Origin of the sequence: Streptomyces sp. NPDC007875, assembly GCF_042868035.1 — a bacterium.
Taxonomy (GTDB): domain Bacteria; phylum Actinomycetota; class Actinomycetes; order Streptomycetales; family Streptomycetaceae; genus Streptomyces; species Streptomyces antimycoticus.
In genome coordinates, this window is sequence record NZ_JBIADZ010000010.1 from 33,421 (window position 1) to 56,999 (window position 23,579).

Sequence of the window (23,579 nt, forward strand, 5' to 3'; positions counted from 1 at the left end):
GTGCTCATGGGCCGGCGTCGGGCGGGGACAGGGGCGGGCCGCGCGCAACACCCCCGTCGTCGCGCGGCGGCCGGCCCCGGCTCGTGAGGCCCGGCGGGCTGGGCCAGTCAAGGACACTAGGCGTGCGCGGCACCGGCGGCGAGGAACGATGTGCACAGTGAGGGTGCCGGGTGGTTCCCGTTCGAACGGTGAGTGCTCCGGTGAACGGTGAGTACGGACGCGAACGGCGAGTGCGCTGACGCGAACGGACGCCGGCCTCAGAGCGAGCCCAGTGCCCGCATCGCCAGCCACAGCTCGTACTTCGCGCTCGGCGCGGTCAGGAGGGATCGGCCCAGCACGTCCTCCGCCCTGGTCAGGCGCTTGCGCGCGCCCGGTAGCGAGATGCCGAGGGCGGCGGCTGCCGCGGGGAGGCGGGCGTCGGCGCACAGCCAGGTGCGTACGGTCTCCAGACCGGCCGTGGGCCTGGCCTCTTCCAGAGGGCGTAGCTGGGCCCGGGCCCAGGTCCCGGCGGCGGGTGTGCCCAGCACCGCGTCCAGCGTGGCGGTGGGTCCCGGCGGGGCCTGGGCGCGGGCCGCCGCGGCCTGGGGCGCGGTGTGCAGCCGCAGGGCGAGCCAGGCGGCCGACTGCGCGGCCAGGCTGCGGCTGACCTCCACGCCCAGCAGCTCATCGAGATGGCGCATCCGCGCGGCGAGCGTATTGCGGTGGATCTTCAGATGGCGGCTGGCCGCTCCACCGAAGCTGAGCCACGACCCGAGTGTGCCCAGCAGCTCCTGCGGGCCGGGGTCGGCGCGGCGGGCCGGGACGTAGCGCAGGCAGGGCGCCAGGAGTTCGCTCGCCCACAGATACCCCTCCGGACCCGCCAGTACGGTCACATCCACGTCGCCGCCGAAACCGGCGCGACGTTCGGGTGCGTTACGGGCCACCGCCAGCGCGTGGATGGCCTGCTCATAGGCGGTCGGCGTATCCCGCAGCCCGACCGCCGCGCTCACCCCGACCCGGCACTCCGGCACCAGCCGGACGATCAGCAGGTCCAGTGATTCGGGGAGTGGGGGGTGAGGGTCGTCGCTCACCTCCGCGGCGGGGCCCGTCGTCTCCGGCGGTACGAGCGCGAGGACGTGGTTCGGGCGTACCGGGCACGGCACGATCCACGCCGCGCCGCCTGCCTCGCGGTCGATCCGCCGGGCGATCTCGCGCCGCCGGGGGTGCGGACACTCGATCACATACATCTGGACCACCGCGGGCAGCGCCGGCCGCAGCGCCCCGGCGATCCGCTGCGCGGCGGGCACGCTGCCCACCATCAGCAGATGCAGCACCGCCTCCCGGCTGTGCTCCTCGGCCGACTCGATCCGCCGCCGCGCCCGTTCGGCCTGCTCCAGCCGCCAGCACAGGGCGAGGGTGCGGGCGGCGTCGGCGAGCAGCATTCCGCAGTGCGGATCGTCCGGCCCGATGACGGCCAGATACGTGCTCGGGTCGGTGTCGAGCGCGATCAGATGCACCGGAGGCCCCCCGCCCCCGCTCAGCACGGCGGACGGCGCCCCGCGCCGGTGCAGCTCGACGGCGGCGTCGGCGGCCGGCCGCGCCACCGCAGGGTCGTGCTCCCCGCCCGGCCCGGCCAGCACCCGGCCCGTGTCCCCGACCAGCACGGCCTGGCCCCCGGTGCGCCGGGTCAGCCAGCCGAGCATGTCCCGTACCGCCCCGCGCCTGGAGGCCAGCCGGGCGAGGGCGAGAACGTTGTCGGCGCGGTCGGCGCGCACGTCGGAGGGCGAGGTGGGCATGAAAAGCACATTAGTTCCGATCGCCTTGGTTCCCGAAAGGGCTCGGACCGGTCTGCGCAATCGGCGGCGGCCAAGGGAAGGGGCGCGGCTAGGCTCGGCCGGTGTCCACTGTCATAGCCGCCATGATCACCGCTGTCGTCGGCATCCTCGGCACCCTCTTCGCGCCCTTCCTCCAGCAGCGCATGACGGTGCGTCAACGGGAGGAGGACGCACGTACGGAGGACCGGCGGCGCCGCATCGAGGAGCGCCGGGCCGCCTACACCGCGATGAACCGCGCCTCCCGGCAGTTCCACACGCTCCTCAAGGACGCGCTGCACCGGATCCGCGATGACGTGTACACGGACGAGGACCGCGTCGGGCTGGAGGAGGCCCGCCGCGACTACCGGGACCGTTACGCCGAGGCGCAGATGATCGTCCCCGAGCGGGTCCTGGAAGCGTCCCGCGAGCTCAACACGGTGCTCGCCGGGATCGACGCGCAGGCCAAACGGATCGACCGGGGCCTGCAACGCGACGGCGAAACTGCGGCGGGCGCGCTGCTGGAGCTGAAGGAGGCCGAGCCCCGGCTGGCGGCGATGCGCCGGATCATGCGGGAGGACCTGGGCATCCTCGACTGAGGTCCGGGGCCGCCCGCCATGACCTCACGGGTAATCGACGCCCCCGGCAGAGCGCGGCAGGCTGATCCGTGTCCGCCGCAGACGCCGGACCGGAACCAACCGCCGATCAGCCCGGAGCACGGGCCGGAGCACTTGGAGGAGCCATGCCCGCCGCCTACGCGCTCGCGCATCTGCACGGCCGCAGTCCGCACCCCGACATCATCGAGTACCTGGAGCGGATCCAGGCCACCCTCGACCCCTTCCACGGCCGCTTCCTCATCCACGGCGGCGAGCTGGAGGTGGTCGAGGGGGAATGGCCGGGCAGTGTGGTGCTGATCGAGTTCCCGGGCGGGATGGCGGACGCCCGCGCCTGGTACGCCTCGCCCGCGTATCAGGACATCCTGCGGCTGCGCACCGACCACATCGAGGGCGTCGTGGTCCTGGCCGAGGGCGTGGACTCCGGCTACGACCCGCTGGCGCGCGCCGAGAAGCTGCGGGCCGCCGACCCCGGCGGCTACGCCCGCTAGTTCGTCCCGGTGGGTGCGCCCGGTGGCCCGTCCCGGCGGGTGTGGGCGGTGGCCCGTCCCTGTGGGCACGCCCGCTGGTCCTCCCGGCGGGTACGCCTGCTATGGGGTGTCCGGCGGACCACGCGGCGGAGCCGCATATCGATGCTTTCCCCTCCCCGCCCCTTCCCACAGCATCGATATACGGCTCCGCCGCGTGGCAGGGGCTTCGCCCCTGGACCCCGGGTCTGGAGCGGACCCCGCACGCGGCGGAGCCGCATATCGTCAGGTGTCGGAAAGGGGCGGGAGGGGAGCAGCCTGCCGCAGGCGTCAAGATCCGTCGGACACCTCCCGCCCCGGCGGATCTGCCCCGCTGGTCCGCCCCGGCGGATACGGCTGGGCCGCTGGTGGACCCCGGCGGGCACGCCCAGTAGTCGCCTCGGCGGACACGGTCGCTAGCCGAGCCCACCGGATGTGCCCACCAGCCGACCCCAGCGCGCACGTCGCTCGGCGGCGGTCACCGCCCCACCGCGTACCCCTGCGTGCCCCGCGGATTGGCGGCGGCCAGCAGCACGCCCGTCTCGGGGTCGCGGGCGACCGCGCACAGCCGCCCCTCCGACCACGGCTCGCCGACCACCACGTCGTGGCCGCGGCGGCGCAACTCCGCGACGGCGGCCTCGCCGATCCGGGACTCCACGACCACCCGTCCCGCCGTCATCGCCCGCGGGTGGAAGGAGCCGGGGAAGGACTCCTGGTGCCAGTTGGGGGCGTCGATGGCGCCCTGCAGATCCAGCCCGGAGCGCACCGGCGCCCGCAGCGCGACCCCGAGGAAGAAGTGCGTGCTCCACTGGTCCTGCTGATCGCCGCCCGGCGTCCCGAAGGCCATGACGGGGGTGTCGCCGCGCAGCGCGAGCGAGGGGGTGAGCGTGGTGCGGGGGCGGCGGCCGGGGGTGAGGGAGCTGGGCAGCCCGGGGTCCAGCCAGGTCATCTGGAGCCGGGTGCCGAGCGGAAAGCCCAGTGCGGGGATGACGGGGTTGGACTGCAGCCAGCCGCCGCTGGGCGTGGCCGCGACCATGTTGCCCCAGCGGTCCACGACGTCGAGATGGCAGGTGTCGCCCCGCGTCACTCCGTCCGGCCCGACGGCCGGTTCGCCGTCGGCGCGCTCGCCCGGAGCCGGTCCCCCGGGGGCCGGCCCCAGGTCCGGTCCGTCGACCGTCGGCTCCCCGCCGCCCGGCCCGGCGACCGGTCCGGCCGCCCCGGAGGCCGCGCGGGCCACGGCGGCCAGCGCCTGCTTGCTCAGCCGCGGCGTACGGCCCCCGGGGTGCCCGGGGCGCAGCTCGTACGAGGCCGCCTCGCCGATCAGCCGCCGCCGCTCGTCGTTGTACGGGCGGGAGAGCAGCTCCGCCAGCGGCACGTCGGCGGCGTCCCCGTACCACGCCTCGCGGTCGGCCATGGCCAGCTTGCCGCCCTCGATCAGGGTGTGCAGGAAGTCGGGCGTGCCCAGGTCGTCCGCGGACAGCCCGTCCGGCAGCAGGGCGAGTTGCTGCAGCAGCACCGGCCCCTGGCTCCAGGGCCCGGCCTTGCACACGGTCCAGCCGTTCCAGGAGAGGCTGACCGGCGCCTCGTACGTGGCCTCGAAGGCGGCCAGATCGTCCCCGGTGAGCGTCCCGGCGTGGCGCTGCCCGGAGGAGTCCATCGCGGGCCGGGCCGCCGCGTCCGCCAGCTCCTTCGCGATGAAGCCCTCGCGCCAGACCCGGCGGGCCGCCTCGATCTGTGTCTCGCGCCCCGGTCCGGCCGCCTCCGCCTCGGCGATCAGCCGCCGCCAGGTGGTGGCCAGCGCGGGGTTGGTGAGCAGCCGCCCGGCGGCGGGGGACTCTCCGTCCGGCAGATACAGCTCGGCCGAGGTCGTCCACTCGGTCTCGAACAGCTCCCGCACCGCCTCGACCGTCTCCCCGATCCGCTCGACCGCGGGATGGCCGTGCTCGGCGTAGCCGATCGCGTACCGCAGCACCTCGGCGAGCCGCTTCGTCCCGTGGTCGCGCAGCAGCACCATCCACGCGTCGAACGCACCGGGCACCGCCGCCGCGAGCGGGCCGGTGCCCGGGACGAGGTCGAGGCCCAGCGCGGTGTAGTGGTCGATGGTGGCCCCGGCGGGGGCCGGGCCCTGGCCGCACAGCACGGTGGGTTCGCCGCCCGCCGGGGCGAGGATGATCGGCACCTCACCGGCGGGCCCGTTCAGATGCGGCTCGACCACATGCAGGACGAACCCGGCGGCCACGGCCGCGTCGAAGGCGTTGCCACCGTCCTCCAGGACGGCCATGGCGGACTGCGAGGCCAGCCAGTGAGTGGAGGACACCATGCCATGGGTGCCCTGCAGGGTGGGCCGGGTGGTGAACATGCGGCGGGCTCCTGATCTCGTACGGGGGCGGGTGTGCGGGCGGGGCTCAGGGGGCTGAGGTGTCCTCAGGAGGTGGGGGCGTTCTCATCGGGTGGAGGCCTTTCGACGGCGCGGGTGCGTCCTTGTGGGTCATGGGGCCGAGGCGTCCGGCGCCGTTCCGTCGTCCGCCACCAGATGGCAGGAGACCTGCCGGCCGCCGCCCGCAAGCCCGCGCAGCGCGGGCGGCTCGGTGCGGCAGCGCTCGACGGCGAGCGGACAGCGGGTGTGGAAGCGGCAGCCCGGGGGCGGATCCAGCGGGCTGGGCAGCTCGCCGCTGAGCACGATCCGGGCGCGCGACCGCTGCGCGGCCGGGTCCGGCACCGGCGCCGCGGACAGCAGCGCCTGGGTGTACGGATGCTTGGGGTCGGCGAACAGCTCGGCGGCCGGGGCCTGTTCCACCAGCTGCCCCAGATACATCACCGCGATCCGGTCGGCGAGGTACTCGACGGCGGCCAGGTCATGGGTGATGAACAGACAGCCGAAGCGCCGCTCCCGCTGCAGATCCGCCAGCAGATTGAGCACGGACGCCTGGACGGAGACGTCCAGCGCCGACGTCGGCTCGTCGGCCACCAGCAGCTGTGGATCGACCGACAGCGCGCGGGCGATCGAGACCCGCTGCCGCTGCCCGCCGGAGAGCTCATGGGGCCGCCGCCGCGCCAGTTCGGGCCGCAGCCCCACCTGGGCCAGCAGTGCGGCGACCCGGTCGCGCAGGGCGTCGCCGGACGCCAGGCGGTGCAGCCGCAGCGGCTGGGCGACGATGGCGCCCACGGTCATCCGGGGGTCGAGCGAGGAGGACGGGTCCTGGAAGACCAGGTGGAAGTCCTTGCGCAGCGGACGCAGTGCCCGCCTCGACAGCCGGGTCACCTCGCGGCCGTTGATCGTGACGCTGCCCGCGGTCGGCCGGTCCAGCCGTACGGCGCACCGCCCCACCGTGGACTTGCCGCTGCCGGACTCCCCGACCAGGCCGACGATCTCGCCTCGGCCGATGCGGAGGCTGACCCCGTCGACCGCCTTGACGGTGCCGGCCGGGCCGGTGAAGTGGCGGACGAGGCCGCTGATGTCGAGCACGGCGTCATCCCGCGGCGCCTCCACGGACGCGACGGCGGCGGTCATGAGGCGGCCTCCTGATCAGGGCGTTCGGGGCGTTCAGCGCGTCGTTCCTCGGTGCGTTCGGGCTGTTCGGGGCGTTCGGGATGGTCCGGCTGCCCGGGATCGACCGGCACCGGATACCAGCACGCCGCCTCGTGCCGCTCGCGCAGCGCCCGCAGCGCGGGCCGCTGCGCCCCGCACCGTTCATCGGCAGAGGAGCAGCGGGGCTGGAAGGTGCAGCGGTCGGGCTGTTCGGTGAGGCTCGGCACCAGCCCGGGGATCTCCTGGAGCCGCCCCCGTTCGCCCGCCGCCCGCCTCCGGCCGGGGGCCGGCACGGCGCCGAGCAGCCCGCGGGTGTACGGATGGCGGGGCGCGGTGAACAGCTCGTCCACCGGGGCCTGTTCGACGCCCCGCCCCGCGTACATCACCAGCACCCGGTCGGCGATGTCGGCGACCACGCCCAGATCGTGGGTGATCAGCACGATGGCGGTGCCGAGCCGCTCCCGCAGGGACTGCAGCACCTCCAGGATGCCCGCCTGCACGGTGACGTCCAGCGCGGTGGTGGGCTCGTCGGCGATGAGCACGGCGGGGTCGCAGGCGATCGCGATGGCGATCATCACCCGCTGCCGCATACCGCCGCTGAGCTGGTGCGGATAGTCGCGGGCCCGCTGGGCGGGGGCGGGGATGCCGACGAGGTCGAGCAGGTCCACGGCCCGCTCGCGCGCCGCGCGGCGGTCGAGCCCCTGATGGCGCCGGAGGACCTCGCCGACCTGGCGGCCGATGGTGAGGACGGGGTTCAGCGAGGTCATCGGCTCCTGGAAGATCATCGCGATCTCCCGGCCGCGGACGTCCCGCAGCTGCTTCTCGTCCGCCCCCACCAGCTCCCGTCCGCCCAGCCGGATGGAGCCGCCGACGCGCGCGGTGGGCGGCAGCAGCCCCATCACGGCGGTGGAGGTCACGGACTTGCCGCAGCCGGACTCGCCGACCACGGCCAGCACTTCACCGGCGGCGATGTCGTACGACAGCCCGTCCACCGCGTGGACCACGCGGGTCGGGGTGCGGAAGACCACGGACAGGTCCCGCACGCTCAGGGCAGGGGTCGCGGAGGTGGTCATCGGCTCTCTCCCGACGTGGTCATCGGCTGTCTCCCTGGGGGTCGAGGATGTCGCGCAGCCCGTCCCCGAGCAGATTGAACGCGAGCGTCGCGGCGATGATCGCCAGTCCCGGGAAGACCGCCATCCAGGGTGCGGCGGCGATGTACGCCTGGGCGCTGGAGAGCATCACCCCGAGCGAGGCGGACGGCGGCTGGATGCCGAGGCCGAGGAAGCTCAGCAGCGCCTCGCCGATGATCGCGGAGGGGATGCCCACGGTGGCCTGGACGGTCAGCGCGGACAGGGCGCCGGGGAGGATGTGGCGGAAGAGCACGGTGCCGTCCCCGCCGCCGTTGGCCACCGCCGCCGCCACATAGTCCAGGTGCTTGAGCCGCAGCGTCTCCGCCCGGGTGATCCGGATGACGGCCGGGATCTGGGAGACGCCGACCGCGATCGTGGCGTTGAGCAGCGACGGGCCGAGGATGGTGGCCAGGCCCACCGCCAGCACCAGGAAGGGGAAGGCGAGCAGGGTGTCGGTGAGCCGGGAGACCACCGAGTCGACGAACCGCCCGTAGTAGCCCGCGATCAGCCCGAGCGGCACCCCGGCGGCGAAGGCCAGCGCCACCGCGAGCAGACCGATCTGCAGTGAGGCCCGCACCCCGTACACGACCCGGGAGAGCTGATCGCGGCCCAGGTCGTCGGTGCCCAGCCAGTGGGCCCAGCCCGGCTGGTGGAGGGCGGCCGAGAAGTCGGGCCGGGCCGGGTCGTACGGCGCGATGAGCGGTGCGAACACCGCGATCAGCACCAGGATCGCGGCGGCCACGGCCCCGGTGAGGGCCAGTTTGTTGCGGGTCAGCAGCCGGAGCCGGGACAGCGGCGCGAGCGGGGCCCGCTCCCGCTCCTCGGCGGCGGGGACGGCGGTGGCGGCCGCGCTCATCGGGCACCTCCGACGCGGATGCTCCACTCGTGGCCTACGGGCCGGATGCTCGACTCGGTACCTACGGGCCGGATACTCACTGGGCGCCTCCGAGCCGGATACGGGGGTCGATCACCGAATAGGCCAGGTCGACCAGGAGGTTGACGAGGATGTAGGCGGCCGAGGTGAACAGCACCACGCCCTGCACCATCGCGTAGTCGCGGGAGAAGACCGCGTCGATGGTGAGCTTGCCGAAGCCCGGCAGGACGAAGATCTGCTCGGTGACGACCGCGCCCGAGATGAGGTGCCCGAGCTGCAGCCCGAGCACGGTCACCACGGTGACCAGGCTGTTGCGCAGGGCGTGCCCCATGATCACCTGACGGCTGGAGAGCCCCTTGGCGCGCGCCGTGCGGACGTAGTCGGCGGACAGCGAGCCCAGCATGGCCGCGCGCGTCTGCCGCATCACGACCGCCGCCAGACCGGAGCCGAGGACGATCACCGGAAGCACCATATGGCGCAGGTTCTCCATCGGGTCCACGCCGAACGGCACGAAACCGGAGGCGGCGAAGACCGGGAGGGCGATGGCGAACGCGAGGACGAGCACGATGCCGAGCCAGAAGGCGGGCACCGAAAGCCCCAGCAGCGCCACGGCGTTGACCAGCCACTCCTCGGGACGGCCGCGCCGGACCGCCGCCACCACCCCGGCGCCCACGCCGACCACGACCGCGAGCAGCAGGGCCAGGGCGGACAGTTCGAGGGTGACGGGCAGCGCCTCCAGGACCGAGTCCAGGACCGGCAGCCCGGTGCGGGAGGAGACGCCGAGGTCGCCGGTGGCGGCGTGCCGCACATAGCGCACGTACTGCACCACGATGTTGTCGTCCAGCCCGTAGCTCGCGCGGATCTGGGCGATCGCCTCGGGCGTGGGCTCCTCCCCGGCCAGCGCGGTGGCGGTGTCGCCGGGCAGCGCCCGGACGCCGGCGAAGACCACGACGCTGACCAGGAAGAGGGTGATCAGCGATTCGCCGACGCGGCGGATCGGATAGGACATCAGTTCCCTCCCTTCGCGTATCCGGCGTCCTTCACGCGGATCAGCCCGTCGCCGAAGACCTTCAGCCCGGCGATCTTCTTCGTCACGGACACGTAGTTCGTGGGCTGGATCAGATAGAGCACGGTGTGCTGGGCGCGGATGCGCTCGACGAGCCGGGCGTAGATCTTCTGGCGGGCGGCCTTGCCCGCGGTGGCGCCGCCCTCGGCGATCAGCCGGTCGATGGCGGGGTCGGAGAGGCCGCCGTAGTTCTGGGCGCCGCCGGTGCCGGCGAACACGTCGATGTTGCCCGCCGGGTCGAGCCGTCCGGACCAGTTGGTCGTCGCCGCCTGGAAGTCGCCCGCGCGGGAGTGCTCCAGGCCGGTGGCGAACTCGGTCGGCGCCAGACTCACCGCGAAGCCCGCCTCCTTGGCCATGGCCTGGACGACCTGGCCCAGCCGGTTGTCCTCCGGGGTGGTGCTGATCTGCAGCCGCACCCGGACCGGGGTGGCCACCTTGGCGGCCTTGAGTAGCCGTTTGGCCTTGGCCAGGTCGCGGGCCGGGCAGCGGGCCCCGGTGGCGTACGGGGTGCCGGAGGGGAGCGGGCCGCAGGTGGGCCGGTAGCGGTCCTGGAAGACGATGGTGTTGATGAGGGCGCGGTCCAGGGAGAGGTCGAACGCCTCGCGCACCCGCACATCCCGCGCGATCGGGGTGTCGATCCGACCCGGGGGTGCCCCGGCGCCCTTGGTGTTGCCGATGTTGAGGGTCAGTCCGTAGTAGCCCAGCGAGGGGGAGTTGAACAGTTGCAGCCCGGGTTCGGTGAGCGCCCTGCCCACCTGGACCGGGTCCATCTGGTCGCCGACCTGGATGTCACCGGACTGCAGATTCGCCAGCCGGACGTTGCCGTCGGTGATGGTGCGGTAGATCACCCGCCGCAGATGGACGCTGTCGGCGTCGTAGTAGTTCGGGTCCTTGTCCAGCACGATGCGGTCGCCCACCACACGCTCGGCGTAGCGGAACGGGCCGACGCAGGTGGGGTGGCTCGCGAAGCCGTTGCCGTAGCGCTTCAGCGCCGTCGGCGACATCACCATGCCCGCCCGGTCGGCGAGCAGCGCGAGCAGCGGGACGTACGGCTTGTTCAGGCGCAGCCGTACGGTGTCGTCGCCGACCGCCCGAACCGAGGTGACGGGCTTCAGCTCGCTCGCGCGGACGGATCCGGGCAGCGTGCGGTGCCGGTCGAGAGAGGTCTTGACCGCCTTCGCGTCCATCCGGGTGCCGTCGGCGAACCGGACGCCGTGCCGCAGCTTGATGGTGACGGTGCGGCCCCCGTCGCTGGTGGTGGGCGGGGCGGCGGCGAGCTGCGGCACGAACCGGTCCTGGGCGTCGACGTCGTAGAGCTTCTCGCACATCGCGGCGAACACCGTGCGGCCCACGGCGGTGCTGGCCAGGGAGGGGTCCAGCTTGTCCGGGTCCGATTTGAGGGCGATGGCCAGCGTTCCGCCGTCGCGGACGGGCCGGGGGTCGGTCATCCGGTCGGCGCCCACCTCGGCCGTGGGGGAGGCCAGGGAGGCGCAGCCGGCGGTGGCGGCGGCGATCAGCACGCACAGCACCCGGCCGGCGAGGGCCGCGGCGCGCGGTCGGTGGCGGGTGGGTGGGGGCCGGTCGCTGGGTCCGCTCGTTCTTTGGCGCATGGCGGGATGCCTCACTGCTGGGGACGTAGAGCGCGCGCTGCGGTGCGGCCAGGATGGCGCAGGGACAGGCGATTGGTCCATTGGTAGGACCACATTGCTTCAGCAGACGGTACTGGGCGGGCCCGGCGGCTTCGGTTGCCCGCCTGTCACCACCTGGTTAAATCCCGCCGGGTCGGCGACCGGGACGACGCCGGGGGAGACGTCCGCCGGATATGAGACTCTGGACCACCGGCCGGACCGGAAAAGGCCACAGGAAAGCTCGGGAAAGCTGAAGAAGGCGGAGGAAAGCCAGGAGATGGACTGGCGGCAACTGCGGCACTCCACCCTGTCGAGGCCGGACGCCCTGGCCGTCGGCCTGGAGCGGCTGATCCTGAGCGGAGAGCTGCCGCCCGGTTCCCGGGTCCCCCCGGAGCGGGAGCTCGCGGAGAGCCTCGGTGTCTCCCGGGGCTCGGTCCGCGAGGCGCTGCGCGCCCTCGCCTCCCGCGGACTGGTCGCCCGGCGCCCCGGCTCCGGCACCGTCGTACTCGACCCGGGGGCCACCCCGCGCGGCGACATCCTCGCCTCGGGGCTCGACGCCACGGCGGAGCTGTTGCAGGTCATGGAGGTGCGCGCGTGTATCGAGCCCTCGGTGACCGCGCGCGCCGCCCGGCGTGCCACCCCCGCCGACATCGTCCAGCTGCACGCCCTGCTGGACGCGATGCGACGGGAGCCCACGCGGCGGGAGTTCACCGACCTGGACCGCACCTTCCACCGCGCCATCGCCCAGTACACCCGCAACCCCCTGCTGCTGCGGCTGCTGGACCGGGTCTACGAGATCGGTGAGCCGGGGCGGCGCGAGACCTCACTGTCGGCCGCCCGACGGCGCGCCACGATCGAGGAGCACCAGGCCATCCTGCGGGCGATCGAGGCCCGCGACCCGGAGGCGGCCCGAGCGGCCTCCGAGACGCATCTGGACTCGGTGCTGCACCGGATCGAGGAGCAGCGGCGGCGTACGGAGGCGCGGGGTGGGGGAGTTGAGGCGGCGGGGAGTTGAGGCGGCGGGGGGTTGAGACGCCGGGAGTTGAGCCCGGCCGTCCGGACGACCGGCCCTAGGGGCGGACGTACCGGTCGGGGTTCCCCTGCGGCCAGTTGACGGTGAGGCTCTGGCCGTCGCCGCTGACCACCGCGGTGCCGCCGGAGATGGTCTCGCCCTGGCAGGTCATGGAGACGGCCATGCTCGCGCTGATGGTCCCGGGGCACGACTTGCCCTGGTACCCCACGGTCAAGAAGCCGCCGGTCACGGTCATGACGAGCGGCTTGCCGTTCGGGTCGCGCACCTGGGAGTACCACGTACCCTGCACGCTCGCCGGGGCGCCCGCGCGGGTGGGCGCGGGGGCCTGCGTCTTCGGGGCCGTGCGACGGGGCGCCGGGGTGACGCCGTCGGCGGTGCGGGTGGCCCGGGGGCTGCTCGGACTCGCACTGGGGCTTTTCCCGGCGGGCTTCGTACGGCTCGGGCTGGGGCTCGCATTGGTGGGGGTGGCGGACGCGGTGCCGCGTTCCGAGCCGTCGCCCTTCTCAGCGGCCGCGGCCTTGTCGGAAGTGCCGGACGACTGGGCGCCCTTGTCGTCGTCCTTGCCGCAGCCGGTCAGTGCCAGAGCCAGCACCGCGACGGCCACGGTGGCGGCCGCATTCATTTTCCGCACGAGAATCCCTGATATTCCTGAGTGAACGGGGAAGGTATGAGGGAAGATCCTGACAGGCGGATCCGGTAAAACTCCATGGGTTCCGGAAATGTTCTCCAGGAAAGGTGAACTGTAATACGGATCAGTTTCCTGTGGCGTTTTCTCACGACGCTTTCCTGTGGAGGGTTTCTCACGGTGTCGCCGGACCGCCGCCGGGCTCGAAGACCACCGACCACGGCCGGGGTCGGCCAGTCTCCTCCGGAGGCGTGAGCAGCCGGTCGGGCGGGTCCTCCCGCGCGATGACCTCCGCGGCGATCCGGGCGAACACAGGTGCCGCCGGATGGGACGAATGCGCAGGCCATACGGCGGACATCCACAGCATCAGCGGACGGCCGGCCAGCGGGCGCCAGGCGGCCCGCGGCTCCTTGCCCGCCACCCGCCCGTCGTCGAACGCCACCCCGCGTCCCGACGCCACCAGCCCCAGCAGGAATTCCGGATTACGGGCATGACGGACCGCGGGCGGGGTGAAACCGCCCTCCCGGCAGATATCGAGAATCCGGTCGTACCACCCGGGCGCCGCGGCCCGGGGAAAGAGAAACAACTCGTGGCCCGTAAGGTCCGCCAGAGTCACCTCGGAAAGGCGGGCCAGCGGGGAGGACCGGGGCAGGACGACCCCCAACTCGACCCCGGCGGACGGCCCCACCACGAGATCGTCGGCGTCCGCCACCGGGTGGTGCACCAGACCCACGTCGAGCCGGGCGGCGGCGAGCAGCCGCACCTGCTCGGCCGTGTCCACCTCCTGGAGGTCGATCCGCAGCCCCGGGAACTCCTCCGCGCACGCCGACAGCAGGGCGTGCAGCGTCCGGGCGGGCGTCTGCGGCGGTACGCCCGCCCGCAGCGTGCCCAGCTCTCCGTCGCGGACCCGCGCCATGACCGTACGCAACCGCTCCTCGCGGGCGAGCAGTTCGCGTGCCTCCTCCAGGAGCAGCGCACCGGCGGCGGTGAGCCGCACCTGGCGGGCCGAGCGGTCGAACAGCTCCAGCCCCACCTCCCGCTCCAGCCGCCGGATGGACTGGCTCAGCGGCGGCTGTGCCATGCCGAGGAGATCGGCGGCGCGGCTGAAGTGCAGCTCCTCCGCGACGACAATGAACAGGCGCAGGTGGCGTATGAGGTCCACCGGCCGACCCTATGCGACGCCGGAGGGACGAGGGCGCCGGACGGATGAGGGGGAGCGTTGGACGTGGGGGAATCAGGGGCCCCGGCGCCGGTGGACACGGCGCTGATCGAGAAGCGGATCGCGGAGGTGTTCGCGGAGGCGGACGCCGAGGGCCGGCTGCACGCGGCGGACATCGACGCGCCAGGACGCGAGCTCGGCCTCGGCGGGGACGACCAGGTCGTCATCGCGTCCGTGTTCAAGATCCTGCTGGTGCTGGAGTTCGCCCGGCAGGCCGACGCCGGACAGCTCGACCCCCGCGAACGGGTGGTCATCACCGCCCCCGATCGCCTCGGCGGCTGGGGCACCGCGGGCTGCGCCGACGATGTCGAGATGTCCCTGCGCGACCTGGCGTACTTCGCCCTGTCGGTGAGTGACAACTCCGCCGCGGACGCGCTGATGCGCCGGATCGGCCTTGACACGGTGCGGCTGCTGGCCGCCGAACTCGGCCTGGATCGCACGCGGATCGTCGGCGGGCCCCGGGAGCTGCTGGAGTCGATGTTCGAGGATGCGGGCGCGACGGACGAGGCGGAGTTCGCCGCCGTCTATCCGACGCTGACCTTCGAGCGGCTGCGTCGCTTCCGCGTCCTGGACCCCCGGCACACCACCTCCAGCACCGCCCGCGACATCACCACCCTGCTGGGCCTGATCTGGCGGGACCAGGCCGGCTCCCCGGCGGCGTGCGCGCTGGTGCGGGAGTTGATGTCCCGGCAGGTCTTCCGCCAGCGGCTGGCCTCCGGCTTCCCCGATGACGTCCTGGTCGCGGCGAAGACGGGCACACTGCCGAGCCTGCACATCGAGGCGGGCGTCGTCCGCTACCCGGACGGCGGCCGGTACGCGGTCGCCGTGTTCGCCCGTACGGCCTCGGCCGCGGCGGTACGTACGGCGGTGGACGCGGCGATCGGGCGAGCGGCGCGGCTGGCGGTGGACGCGCTCAGACACCGCTGACCTGGCCTTATACGGAACCGGATATGGCTGGAGTGCCGCGCCGATCTTGGACGGTGGGTCGGGGGAGCTGCTCTGCTGTGCCCATGACCGCCAACAGAGCATCGCGCTTCAACCGTCGTCTGCTGATCCGGGGAGCGGCGGCCGGCGCGGCCGTACCCGCCGTCCTTCCCACGGCCGCCCAGGCGGCCACCGGGACGGCACCGAGCGCTTCCAGGACCTCCGACGCGAAGACTTCGCACGCGGGGACCCCGAACGGGAAGACCTCGGACGCGACCTTCCAGTGGCTCGGTACGAGCGGCTGGCGCATCGACACCGGCGGCGGCCGGACGATCCTTTTCGATCCCTATCTGAGCCGCTTCGAAACCGGGCTCTTCAAGAAGAGCTTCAATCCGAAGACGCCGCTGACCACGGACGGCGCGACGATCGACCGCCATAGGGGACGCCCCGAGCTGATCCTGGTCAGCCACAGCCACTGGGACCACCTCAACGACGTCCCCTACATCGCCGCGGCCGCCCCGGACGCGCGGATCATCGGCACCGAGACCACATACCACCTGCTCCGGGCCCTCGGCGTCGACAAGGCCCGGATCGCCGTGGTCAGGGGCGGTGAGGTGCTGGACTTCGACGGCCTGGTGGTCGAGGCGGTCTCCAGCCGCCACAGCCGTAACGACACCTACAGCTACTTCGCCCCCGGCACTCTCACCGGCCCTCCGCCCCGCCCGCAGACCGTCTCCGACCTCCCGGAAGGCGACACCCTCGCCTTCCACGTGACGCTGCCCGACGGGCTCTCGGCCTTCCTCATGGGAGCGAGCGACTTCAGCGAACGGGACGCCGCCGGTCTGCGCCCCGACGTGGCCATGATCGCCACCCCCAGCACCTCCGTCACCCACCGCTACGCCCCCCGCCTGCTGAAGGCGCTCGGCTACCCCGCCACCGTGGTCCCCGTGCACTGGGACAACTTCGAACTCCCCCTGGACGAGGGTGCCCACCGCGATCCCACGATCGACCTGGACGGTTTCGTCGCCCGTATCCGCGAGGCCAGCCCCGGCTCCCGCATCCTGCTGCCGGAGTACGCGACGCCGTACCGCTTCTGACCTGCTCGGCCGGGAACGACCTGGCTCGGCCATGAACGACCTGGCTCGGCCATGAACGACCTGGCTCGGCCGTGAACGACTACGCAGCCTTGAACGACCCGCTCGCCCCTGAGCGACCGGCTCGGCCGCGCCCGACCGGGCCTGCGCGACGCGTCCTACGACCTGATCCCGACACCCCCACCCACGACGAGGTTCTCCCCGGTGACGAAGCCGGCCGCGTCCGAGGCCAGGAACGCCACGACTTCGGCAACCTCTTCGCTCGTCCCGAACCTCCCGAGGGGGACCTGGGAGACCGTGGCCTTGGCAACCTCTTCCAGCACTTCGGCCGGCATCCCTTGTTTGGCCCAGATTCCGGTGTCGATCGGGCCGGGGCTGACGGCGTTGACGCGAATGCGCCGGGGAGCCAGTTCGAGGACGAGGGACGGCACCATGGAAAGCAGGGCCCCCTTCGTGGCGGCGGCGACGGCGGCCCCGCCCGGAATTCCCCTGGTGGCGCCGATCCCGACATTGAAAATGATGGAACCTCCGTCATGGAGCAGGGGGAGGGCCTTTTGGAGGGTGAAGAACTGGCCTTTGACGTTAACGTTGAAAAGGTCGTCGTAGGCGGCCTCGTCGAATGCGTCGGCTTCGATCGGTAGATTGCGGACGATGGCGGCGTTGAGAAATACGACGTCGAGTCCGCCGAAGCGCTCACGGATTTCCTCGACGACGCGGTCGGTCTCGTCCAGTGAGCGGGCGTCGGCGCGCACCACGACCACGCCTTCGGGGAATTCCTTCTCGGCCGCGGCGATGGTGTCGGGGTTCTGCCCGGTGACGATGACCTGGTATCCGCGACGATGGAGCAATTCGGCGGTGGCCTTGCCGATTCCACTGGTTCCACCGGTGATCAGGGCTACGGGTGCGGACATGCCGTCTCTCCTCGCTGGTGCAAAAAAGGGGGGGAACTGGTGCGGACTGCGTACGGCGGGTCGTCGCACGGCAATTCGGCGCGACCCCAGAAGGCGGCGCCGTCCTCATGGCGCCACGTTAGGAACGGCCCTGGGCCCGCGTCCAAGGCCCGTTCCGCATATGGAGATACGAGTCAGGCATCACCACAGCTCAAGACAGTCACCCAGTAGCGGCCGACGGGCCGGCGCGGTTAGCGTGAGGGCATGGCAGACACGCCGCCTCCGGTGGATCTCGATCTTCGGCTGGTGCGGTATTTCACCGTCGTCGCCGAGTACCGGCACTTCCGCCGCGCCGCCGAGGCCCTCCACATCACCCAGCCGTCCCTGAGCCGGCAGATCCGCCAGCTCGAACGACAGCTGGGGGCCAGGCTGATCGACCGCACCCCGCAGGGCAGCAAGCTCACCGAGGCCGGGGAGGTCTTCCTGTCCCGCGCCAAGGCGCTGCTGCGATCCGCCGCCCAGGCCGCGGCCCACACCCGGGCCGCCGCCGAGCCGAGCCGGATCACCATCGGCTACATCATGAACATCATCGTCACCCCGGCGGTGCGCGAGCTGCGCCACCGAAACCCGGACGCCGACGTCCACACCCTGCACCTGACCTGGAACGACGCACGGGTCGCCCTGCTCGACCACCGGGTGGACGCGGCGGTGACCCGGCTGCCGTTCCCGACCGGTGATCTGCAGGTGACGGTCCTCTACGACGAACCCCGGGTGCTGGTGGTGCCCCGCGACCACCCCTTGGCCGGGAAGGAGTCGGTCACCGTCGCCGACATCGCCGACGAACCCCTGATCCGGGCGGCCGATCCGGTCTGGAACGCCTTCTGGCGCATCGACCCCCGCCCCGACGGCAGCCGCGCGCCCGACGGCCCCCTCGCCGAGGGCGTCGAGGACAAGCTCGAACTCATCGCCTCCGGGCAGGCCGTGACCATCGCACCCGGCGCCTATGGCCAGGGCCTCCGCCCCGATCTCGCCACCATCCCCCTGCACGGGGTCGAGCCGAGTCATGTGGTGCTGGCCACCCGCGCCGACGACAACAGCCGCCTTGTGACGGCCTTCTGTAAGTACGCCCGGGCCCACCTCACCGGTCCTCCTTCGGTCGGCTCAACGGCCACTGGGTGAACAAAGAGTTAAGCAGCTCAAAATAGGCGGTTGCCGCAATGGAACTTTTCATTGCGCGCCTCCCTTTGAAAAAGGGGATGACCTGCGACTGCGGGAAACTAGGGGATTCCCGGTGCAACCGCTTGCCGTCAATCTCGGTCTACCAGGGCGATCGGAAACACCAAATCGCCGATCACCGGCGCCCGGTGATCGCATCGGCACTTTCTCCGCCGGTTTGATCGGCACTGATTGCACGAAGGGCCACACCCCTATGCGCATGTACCGGACCATGGCCGCTACGGCCACCCTCGCTCTCGCTCTGGGGGGAGCCGCTCTCGCGGCGCCCGCCGCCCAGGCGGCCGCGACGACCTCGGGCTCCCTCGTCCACGAGGACGGTGAGCTCTGGTACAAGGCCGCCGCGGGACAGAAGAACAACCTGTCGGTCTCCGAGCAGATCGTCAGCCGTGGGGAATTCGAGGACTATTACGTCCTCACCTTCCGCGACAACGGTGACATCGCCATCGGTGCGGAAGCGGCGGACTGGGACGAGTGCACCTACCCGACCGCGGGCGACCACACCGTCGCCCAGTGCGCGGTGGAAATCCCGCAGAACTCCGACGACTCGGATAACTACGACGTCGACCTCGGTGACGGCGACGACACCATCAAGCTCGACGCCGATAGCTCGGCCTACGCCGGAATTCACGGTGGCGCCGGCAACGACGTCCTGAAGGGTAACGCGGCGCCGATGTTCTACGGCGAGGACGGCGACGACCAGATCGACGGCGGCGGCGGTGTCATGGGCTTCGGCGCCTACGGCGGCGACGGCGACGACACCATCACCAACTGCGTGCAGGAATGCCATGGTGACGCCGGCGACGACACCATCACCGGCGGCTCCGAGGACAACATCCTGCGCGGCGGCACCGGCAAGGACATCCTGCGTGGCGGCAAGGGCGCCGACGCCATCTACGGAGACCAGGACGACGACACGCTGTACGGCGAGGACGGCAACGACACGATCTACGGCAACAGCGGCAACGACGTGCTGTGGGGCGGCCAGGGCACTGACACCCTCTCCGGCGGCCCGGGCAGCAACGAGGTACACCAGGACTAGGTTCACCAGGATCAGGTTCACCAGGATCAGGTTCACCAGGATCAGGTCCACCAGGATCAGGTCCACCAGGATCAGGTCCACCAGGATCAGGTCCACCAGGATCAGGTCCACCAGGACCAGGTCCATCTGACGGCGGGGCCTCCCGAGTGGCTCGGGGCCCTGCCGTCGCGCTTCCCGCCCGGCCGCGCCGCCTACCCGCCCCAGATCCTGCGGTAGGCCTGCCGATAGCCCTCGGAGTCCCAGGACAGCGCCCCGCCGCCGTTGGGCGGCCGTGGTGATGTGCACCGGCGGGGCGTATCCACTGGCGGGCTTGTCCGCGAAGGCGCGGTTGAACCCGTCGACGATCTGCCGGCCCTGTTCGGTGAGGGGCTCGGGCACCGTGGCGGCCTGGAACCGCTCGCCGTTGACGCGCTGGAAGGCCGACGGATCGCCGTCCCCCGCACCGATGTCGAACGGGGCGCGCCGCCCCGGCCTGAGGGCAGCCGGACCGTTCAGCCCTCAGCGTGCTCGGCCGAGCTCCCCTCGCCCCTGTTCGGCAGCGGCCGCAGATGGGTACGACGCCCGTCCTGGTCCAGGATGCCCAGGATCTCCGCCGGTCCTTCGTGCGCCCCGAACGCGTGGGGGATCATGGTGGAGAACTCCGCGGCCTGGCCGGTCTCGACGAGGATTTTCCGGTCCCCCAACACGAGCGTGACGGCTCCGGACAAGACGGTGAACCAGTCCCTGCCCGGATGGACCTTCAGCGCCTTGGCGCTGGCCGGGGCCGGTTTGGTGAGGCGCATCTTGGCCACGATGACCCCGGGCTGCCGGTTCAGCATCCAGGTGGTCAGCCCGCGCGCCATGTCATGCTGCGGCCGGATGATCACGTCATCGTCGGCGTCCGACTCCACCAGCTGATCCAAAGTGGTCCCCAGGGCCCGGGCTATCGCGCTCAACTGATCAAGGCTGATCCGCCGATGGCCGGTCTCGATACGGCTCAGCGTGGAGGGGCTCAGATAGCAGCGGGCGGCCAGATCGTCCAGCGACCAGCCCAAGGCCGAACGCAGCCCCCTGATCCGCTTGCGGACCAAGCCGTCGAGAGCGCTGTCCTCTTGCGTCATAGGCAAGATGGTATGTCGCTGGAGCAAGGCCCTCTTAGGCTCGGAGCATGACGGATCACCATCACCATCACCACCACAGCGCGGCCGGGGCGGACGAGTGGGACGAGTCGGCCATGGCCGAACTCCTGGACCTCGACGCCGAAGTCCTGCACACCTTCCTGTCCGAAGCGACGGCTGTCCTGGCGCAGCTGGCGCGAGACGAACCACCGCACCGGATCCTCGACCTGGGCAGCGGCACCGGTGCCGGAACCCTCGCCCTGCTCCAGCGGTTCGAGGGCGCCGAGGCGATCGCCGTGGACCGTTCCCCGCGGCTCCTGGACCATCTCCGTGGCAAGGCCCGCGAGCGCGGAGTGGAGGACCGGGTGCGCACCGTCCAGGCGGATCTGGACGCCGCCTGGCCGGACTTCGGCGCCGTGAACCTGGTGTGGGCGTCGGCGTCCCTCCACCACCTGACCGATCCCGACCGCGGATTGCGGGAGATCTTCGAGTCGCTGCGCCCCGGCGGACTCCTGGCAGTGATCGAGATGGCCGGCTTCCCGCGTTTCCTCCCCGACGACGTCGGCCGAGGGCGCCCCGGACTCGAAGCCCGCTGTCACGCCGCACGGGCCGAAGCCCACGACGAGAGCCTGCCGGACCTGGGCTCCGACTGGGGCCCCCGGCTCTCCGGCGCCGGATTCACCATCGAGATGGAGCGCCCCTTCACCATCGATCTGCGTCCCCCACTGCCGGAGCCCACCGCCCGCTACGCCCAGGCTTCCCTTGGAATGTTGCGTTCCCGCGTCGCCGGAAAGCTGAGCTCCGAGGACCTGGACACACTCGACCACCTCATCGACGGCGACGGCCCTGACGGCGTCGTACGACGCGCTGACCTCACCGTCCGCGCCGAGCGCACCCTGTGGGCGGCGCGCCGCCCGTGACCCGAGGCGGTCACCGGCCATGGGCTCGAGCTGTTCAGGTGTTCGGCTGGTCAGCTGGTCGGCGGAAGTCCGAGGAGGTCGGCGAGTTGCTCGATCGTGTGGTCGAAGAACTCGTCGGTGGGGTCCACGCTGCCGACGAGCTGACCGAACAGCTCGAAGCTGAGCATCCCGAACAGTTGCGTCCACACCGCGATGCCGCGGTCGAGCGTTTCCAGCGGCAGGTCCGGCGCAATCTGTTCGCCCAGCGTCCGCAACTGACCGGCCAAGCCCTCCGCCAGCGGCGGGCCCTCGAACGCGGACGAGGGGTTCGTCTCTTGCAGGATCCCCATCAGGACCAGCGGCACGCGCGCCGCCGAGGCGATCGTGTCCCCATCCGACCCCGGTCCACTGTCCGCGCCGCCGCGCTCACGATCGCGCTCGCCACCGCCGGCGTCCTCGGGATGGCCGCTCCGCCGACCCAGGCCGTGCCCGCTCAGAATCAGGCTTCCAGCTGCCGGGGCGAAGGCGTCGACCCCGACGCCCTGATCCGCTACGCATCCGACGTCGTGATCGAGGCGCCGCTGAGCACCGTCTTCGCGCTGCAGACGGATGTGCAGCGCTGGCCGACCTGGCAGCCTCCCGTCCTCACCATGAAGCGCCTCGACCCCGGCCCCCTCCGGAAGGGTTCGCGGTTCCGGTGGACCACCCCGGCACCCGCCACCCCCACGACCCCCGCCACCACCCTGAACATCACCTCCACCGTTCACCAGCTCAAGCGCAACTCCTGCATCCGGTGGAGCGGACCCGCGATCGGCGAAGGGCTGAGCATCGACGAGGGCGTTCACGTGTGGACCTTCACCAAGGTCAGGGGTGGCGTCCGGGGCCACACCGAGGAAACCTGGACCGGGGCCCAGGTCGAAGCGGATGTTCCCACCGCGACCGAGGCCCTCGGCGACGGCCTCGAAGCGTGGTTGCGCGACCTGAAGACCACCGCCGAGGCAGCCAACGGCCATAACCGGTAGTCGCTTTGACTTCGCCCATGAGGGGTGAGTAACTGTTCGCCGCACGTCGTACGTCTCTGGAGGCGCTCTATGGCCGAAGCGGAAGTGGCAGGCGGGACGAAAGCCGAAGGCGGCCCGGAAGCGGAAGGCAGCGCGGAAGCACGCTGCCCCCTGGGCGACTTCCCGTTCGTATCGGAGCACCCCCTGGAGCCCCCGAAGGAATGGGCGGCGCTGCGGGCTGAGGGGTGCCCGGTGCCGGAGCTGACGCTGCGGTCGAGCGGAGCGCCGGTACGGGTGCTGACGCGGTACGCGGATGTGCACACGATGCTGTCCGATCCGCGCTTCCCGAGGGACCGGAGCGAGGCGGGCCCGGACGGGACGGGCACGGGCGAACGGCACCAGCGCTGGCGGCGGTTGGTGGGCCAGGCCCTCACCGCAAAGCGGGTCACCGCGCTCCGCCCCCGGATCGTCGCCATCGCGCATGCCCTGGTGGACACCATGGAGGCCGGGCCGAAGCCCGCGGACCTCTGGGCGGGATTCGCGTATCCGTTTCCGGTGCGGGTCGTCGGCGCCCTGCTGGGCGTACCGGAGCAGGACTGGGACCGCTTCTCGTACTGGTCCGGCGCCCTGTTCAGCCAGGACCGCTACGGCGAGCAGGAGACCCGCACCGCCCGCCAGGACCTCCTGGCCTATCTGGGCGAGCATCTGGCCCGGAAGCGGCGCGAACCGGGTGACGACCTGCTCGGCAAGCTGATCGAGATCACCGACGCCGCCGACCGCCGCCTGCCCGAGGCGGTCTTCGTCCAGATCATGCAGGGGCTGATGCACGCCGGGCACGAGACGACGTCCAGCGTGATCGGGAAGCTGGTCCCGGTCCTGCTCGACGACCGCTCCCGCTGGCAGCGCCTGCTGGACGACCGCTCGCTGATCCGCCCGGCCGTCGAGGAGCTGCTGCGCTTCGACGTCAACCGGGGTCCGGGCATGCCGCGTTACCTCACCGAGGACATGGAACTGGACGGCGAGGTGATCCCCAAGGGCAGTACGACCCTGTCGGTCGTCGCCTCCGCCAACCGCGACGAGCGGATGTTCTCCGACCCGGACCAACTGGACCTGACCCGTTCCCCCAACCGCCACCTCGCCTTCGGCGCCGGCGCCCACTCCTGCATCGGCCAGGCCCTGGCCCGCGCCGAACTCCAGGTCGCCCTGGAAATCCTGCTGGAGCGCCTGCCCGGCCTCGACCTGGCGGTCCCGTCATCCGAACTGGCGCGGCGCGAGGGAGTCCTCACGGACAGCTTCGAGCAGGTCCCCGTGGTGTGGTAGCGAGCAGCGCGCCAGGACCATGACGCAGCTCACAAAGAAAGGGTGACAGGGTGGTGTCGCGGGCA

Annotated in this window: 22 protein-coding genes and 1 pseudogene; 10 read left to right on the forward strand and 13 right to left on the reverse strand. The window is 72.0% G+C overall.

Annotated elements, in window-relative coordinates; genetic code table 11:
* Positions 1 to 257: 257 nt before the first annotated feature.
* Positions 258 to 1,775 (reverse strand): PucR family transcriptional regulator, encoded by a 1,518-nt coding sequence (locus tag ACFYOY_RS21780; RefSeq protein WP_388588923.1) that lies wholly within the window; start codon positions 1,773 to 1,775, stop codon positions 258 to 260.
* Positions 1,776 to 1,876: 101 nt separating this feature from the next.
* Here ACFYOY_RS21780 and ACFYOY_RS21785 point away from each other — a divergent pair, with 101 nt between their 5' ends.
* Both ACFYOY_RS21785 and ACFYOY_RS21790 read left to right on the forward strand, forming a co-directional pair.
* Positions 1,877 to 2,389, forward strand: a complete 513-nt coding sequence (locus ACFYOY_RS21785) for a hypothetical protein (protein WP_351886892.1) — start codon at positions 1,877 to 1,879, stop codon at positions 2,387 to 2,389.
* Between the two features lie 143 nt (positions 2,390 to 2,532).
* Positions 2,533 to 2,895 (forward strand): DUF1330 domain-containing protein, encoded by a 363-nt coding sequence (locus ACFYOY_RS21790; RefSeq protein WP_351886895.1) that lies wholly within the window; start codon positions 2,533 to 2,535, stop codon positions 2,893 to 2,895.
* A gap of 493 nt (positions 2,896 to 3,388) precedes the next feature.
* On the opposite strand, the gene ACFYOY_RS21795 is transcribed toward ACFYOY_RS21790, so the two are convergent.
* The 6 genes from ACFYOY_RS21795 to ACFYOY_RS21820 all read right to left on the reverse strand — a co-directional run bounded on the left by ACFYOY_RS21795 (position 3,389) and on the right by ACFYOY_RS21820 (position 11,119).
* Positions 3,389 to 5,269: a gamma-glutamyltransferase gene (locus ACFYOY_RS21795; protein WP_351886898.1), complete on the reverse strand. Its 1,881-nt coding sequence runs from the start codon at positions 5,267 to 5,269 to the stop codon at positions 3,389 to 3,391.
* Between the two features lie 129 nt (positions 5,270 to 5,398).
* Positions 5,399 to 6,421, reverse strand: coding sequence for an oligopeptide/dipeptide ABC transporter ATP-binding protein (locus ACFYOY_RS21800; protein WP_351886901.1), 1,023 nt, complete (start codon positions 6,419 to 6,421; stop codon positions 5,399 to 5,401).
* A complete protein-coding gene (locus tag ACFYOY_RS21805) occupies positions 6,418 to 7,512 on the reverse strand; it encodes an ABC transporter ATP-binding protein (RefSeq protein ID WP_351886904.1) in 1,095 nt (364 codons plus the stop codon). Before ACFYOY_RS21805 ends, ACFYOY_RS21800 begins: the two co-directional genes overlap by 4 nt.
* Positions 7,513 to 7,531: 19 nt before the next feature.
* A complete protein-coding gene (locus tag ACFYOY_RS21810) occupies positions 7,532 to 8,425 on the reverse strand; it encodes an ABC transporter permease (RefSeq protein ID WP_388588928.1) in 894 nt (297 codons plus the stop codon).
* 76 nt (positions 8,426 to 8,501) lie between these two features.
* Complete coding sequence (locus ACFYOY_RS21815; RefSeq protein ID WP_351886909.1) at positions 8,502 to 9,452, reverse strand: ABC transporter permease; 951 nt, start codon at positions 9,450 to 9,452, stop codon at positions 8,502 to 8,504.
* On the reverse strand, positions 9,452 to 11,119 hold the full coding sequence (locus ACFYOY_RS21820) for an ABC transporter substrate-binding protein (RefSeq protein ID WP_351886912.1): 1,668 nt from the start codon (positions 11,117 to 11,119) through the stop codon (positions 9,452 to 9,454). Before ACFYOY_RS21820 ends, ACFYOY_RS21815 begins: the two co-directional genes overlap by 1 nt.
* Positions 11,120 to 11,414: 295 nt before the next feature.
* Here ACFYOY_RS21820 and ACFYOY_RS21825 point away from each other — a divergent pair, with 295 nt between their 5' ends.
* On the forward strand, positions 11,415 to 12,152 hold the full coding sequence (locus ACFYOY_RS21825) for a FadR/GntR family transcriptional regulator (RefSeq protein ID WP_351886915.1): 738 nt from the start codon (positions 11,415 to 11,417) through the stop codon (positions 12,150 to 12,152).
* A gap of 55 nt (positions 12,153 to 12,207) precedes the next feature.
* Here ACFYOY_RS21825 and ACFYOY_RS21830 read toward each other — a convergent pair whose 3' ends face one another.
* Positions 12,208 to 12,801 carry a hypothetical protein gene (locus ACFYOY_RS21830; RefSeq protein WP_351886917.1) on the reverse strand — a complete coding sequence of 198 codons (594 nt, stop codon included), beginning with the start codon at positions 12,799 to 12,801 and terminating at the stop codon, positions 12,208 to 12,210.
* A 169-nt stretch (positions 12,802 to 12,970) separates the two neighbouring features.
* Positions 12,971 to 13,957 carry a LysR family transcriptional regulator gene (locus tag ACFYOY_RS21835; RefSeq protein WP_351886920.1) on the reverse strand — a complete coding sequence of 329 codons (987 nt, stop codon included), beginning with the start codon at positions 13,955 to 13,957 and terminating at the stop codon, positions 12,971 to 12,973.
* A 102-nt stretch (positions 13,958 to 14,059) separates the two neighbouring features.
* Between ACFYOY_RS21835 and ACFYOY_RS21840 the strand changes: the two genes are divergently transcribed.
* Complete coding sequence (locus ACFYOY_RS21840; protein WP_351887279.1) at positions 14,060 to 14,941, forward strand: serine hydrolase; 882 nt, start codon at positions 14,060 to 14,062, stop codon at positions 14,939 to 14,941.
* 83 nt (positions 14,942 to 15,024) lie between these two features.
* Complete coding sequence (locus ACFYOY_RS21845; RefSeq protein WP_351886923.1) at positions 15,025 to 16,035, forward strand: MBL fold metallo-hydrolase; 1,011 nt, start codon at positions 15,025 to 15,027, stop codon at positions 16,033 to 16,035.
* Positions 16,036 to 16,190: 155 nt separating this feature from the next.
* Here ACFYOY_RS21845 and ACFYOY_RS21850 read toward each other — a convergent pair whose 3' ends face one another.
* Positions 16,191 to 16,943 carry an SDR family oxidoreductase gene (locus ACFYOY_RS21850; protein WP_351886926.1) on the reverse strand — a complete coding sequence of 251 codons (753 nt, stop codon included), beginning with the start codon at positions 16,941 to 16,943 and terminating at the stop codon, positions 16,191 to 16,193.
* Between the two features lie 243 nt (positions 16,944 to 17,186).
* Here ACFYOY_RS21850 and ACFYOY_RS21855 point away from each other — a divergent pair, with 243 nt between their 5' ends.
* Together ACFYOY_RS21855 and ACFYOY_RS21860 are read left to right on the forward strand one after the other, a co-directional pair.
* Complete coding sequence (locus ACFYOY_RS21855) at positions 17,187 to 18,101, forward strand: LysR family transcriptional regulator (RefSeq protein ID WP_388588933.1); 915 nt, start codon at positions 17,187 to 17,189, stop codon at positions 18,099 to 18,101.
* A gap of 250 nt (positions 18,102 to 18,351) precedes the next feature.
* The gene (locus ACFYOY_RS21860) at positions 18,352 to 19,197 is read left to right on the forward strand and encodes a calcium-binding protein (protein WP_388588936.1); all 846 of its coding nucleotides are present in this window, start codon (positions 18,352 to 18,354) and stop codon (positions 19,195 to 19,197) included.
* Between the two features lie 191 nt (positions 19,198 to 19,388).
* Here ACFYOY_RS21860 and ACFYOY_RS21865 read toward each other — a convergent pair.
* Positions 19,389 to 19,671, reverse strand: a pseudogene (locus tag ACFYOY_RS21865) (sugar ABC transporter substrate-binding protein); the annotation flags it as partial.
* A gap of 17 nt (positions 19,672 to 19,688) precedes the next feature.
* The gene (locus ACFYOY_RS21870; RefSeq protein WP_351886935.1) at positions 19,689 to 20,297 is read right to left on the reverse strand and encodes a helix-turn-helix transcriptional regulator; all 609 of its coding nucleotides are present in this window, start codon (positions 20,295 to 20,297) and stop codon (positions 19,689 to 19,691) included.
* Between the two features lie 47 nt (positions 20,298 to 20,344).
* On the opposite strand from ACFYOY_RS21870, the gene ACFYOY_RS21875 reads away from it, so the two are divergent.
* Positions 20,345 to 21,214, forward strand: a complete 870-nt coding sequence (locus ACFYOY_RS21875) for a class I SAM-dependent methyltransferase (RefSeq protein ID WP_388588938.1) — start codon at positions 20,345 to 20,347, stop codon at positions 21,212 to 21,214.
* Positions 21,215 to 21,264: 50 nt separating this feature from the next.
* Here ACFYOY_RS21875 and ACFYOY_RS21880 read toward each other — a convergent pair whose 3' ends face one another.
* Positions 21,265 to 21,543 carry a TetR-like C-terminal domain-containing protein gene (locus ACFYOY_RS21880; protein WP_351886941.1) on the reverse strand — a complete coding sequence of 93 codons (279 nt, stop codon included), beginning with the start codon at positions 21,541 to 21,543 and terminating at the stop codon, positions 21,265 to 21,267.
* A 111-nt stretch (positions 21,544 to 21,654) separates the two neighbouring features.
* On the opposite strand from ACFYOY_RS21880, the gene ACFYOY_RS21885 reads away from it, so the two are divergent.
* The gene (locus tag ACFYOY_RS21885) at positions 21,655 to 22,215 is read left to right on the forward strand and encodes an SRPBCC family protein (RefSeq protein ID WP_351887282.1); all 561 of its coding nucleotides are present in this window, start codon (positions 21,655 to 21,657) and stop codon (positions 22,213 to 22,215) included.
* Positions 22,216 to 22,284: 69 nt separating this feature from the next.
* A complete protein-coding gene (locus ACFYOY_RS21890; RefSeq protein ID WP_351886944.1) occupies positions 22,285 to 23,514 on the forward strand; it encodes a cytochrome P450 in 1,230 nt (409 codons plus the stop codon).
* The last annotated feature ends 65 nt before the right edge of the window (positions 23,515 to 23,579 follow it).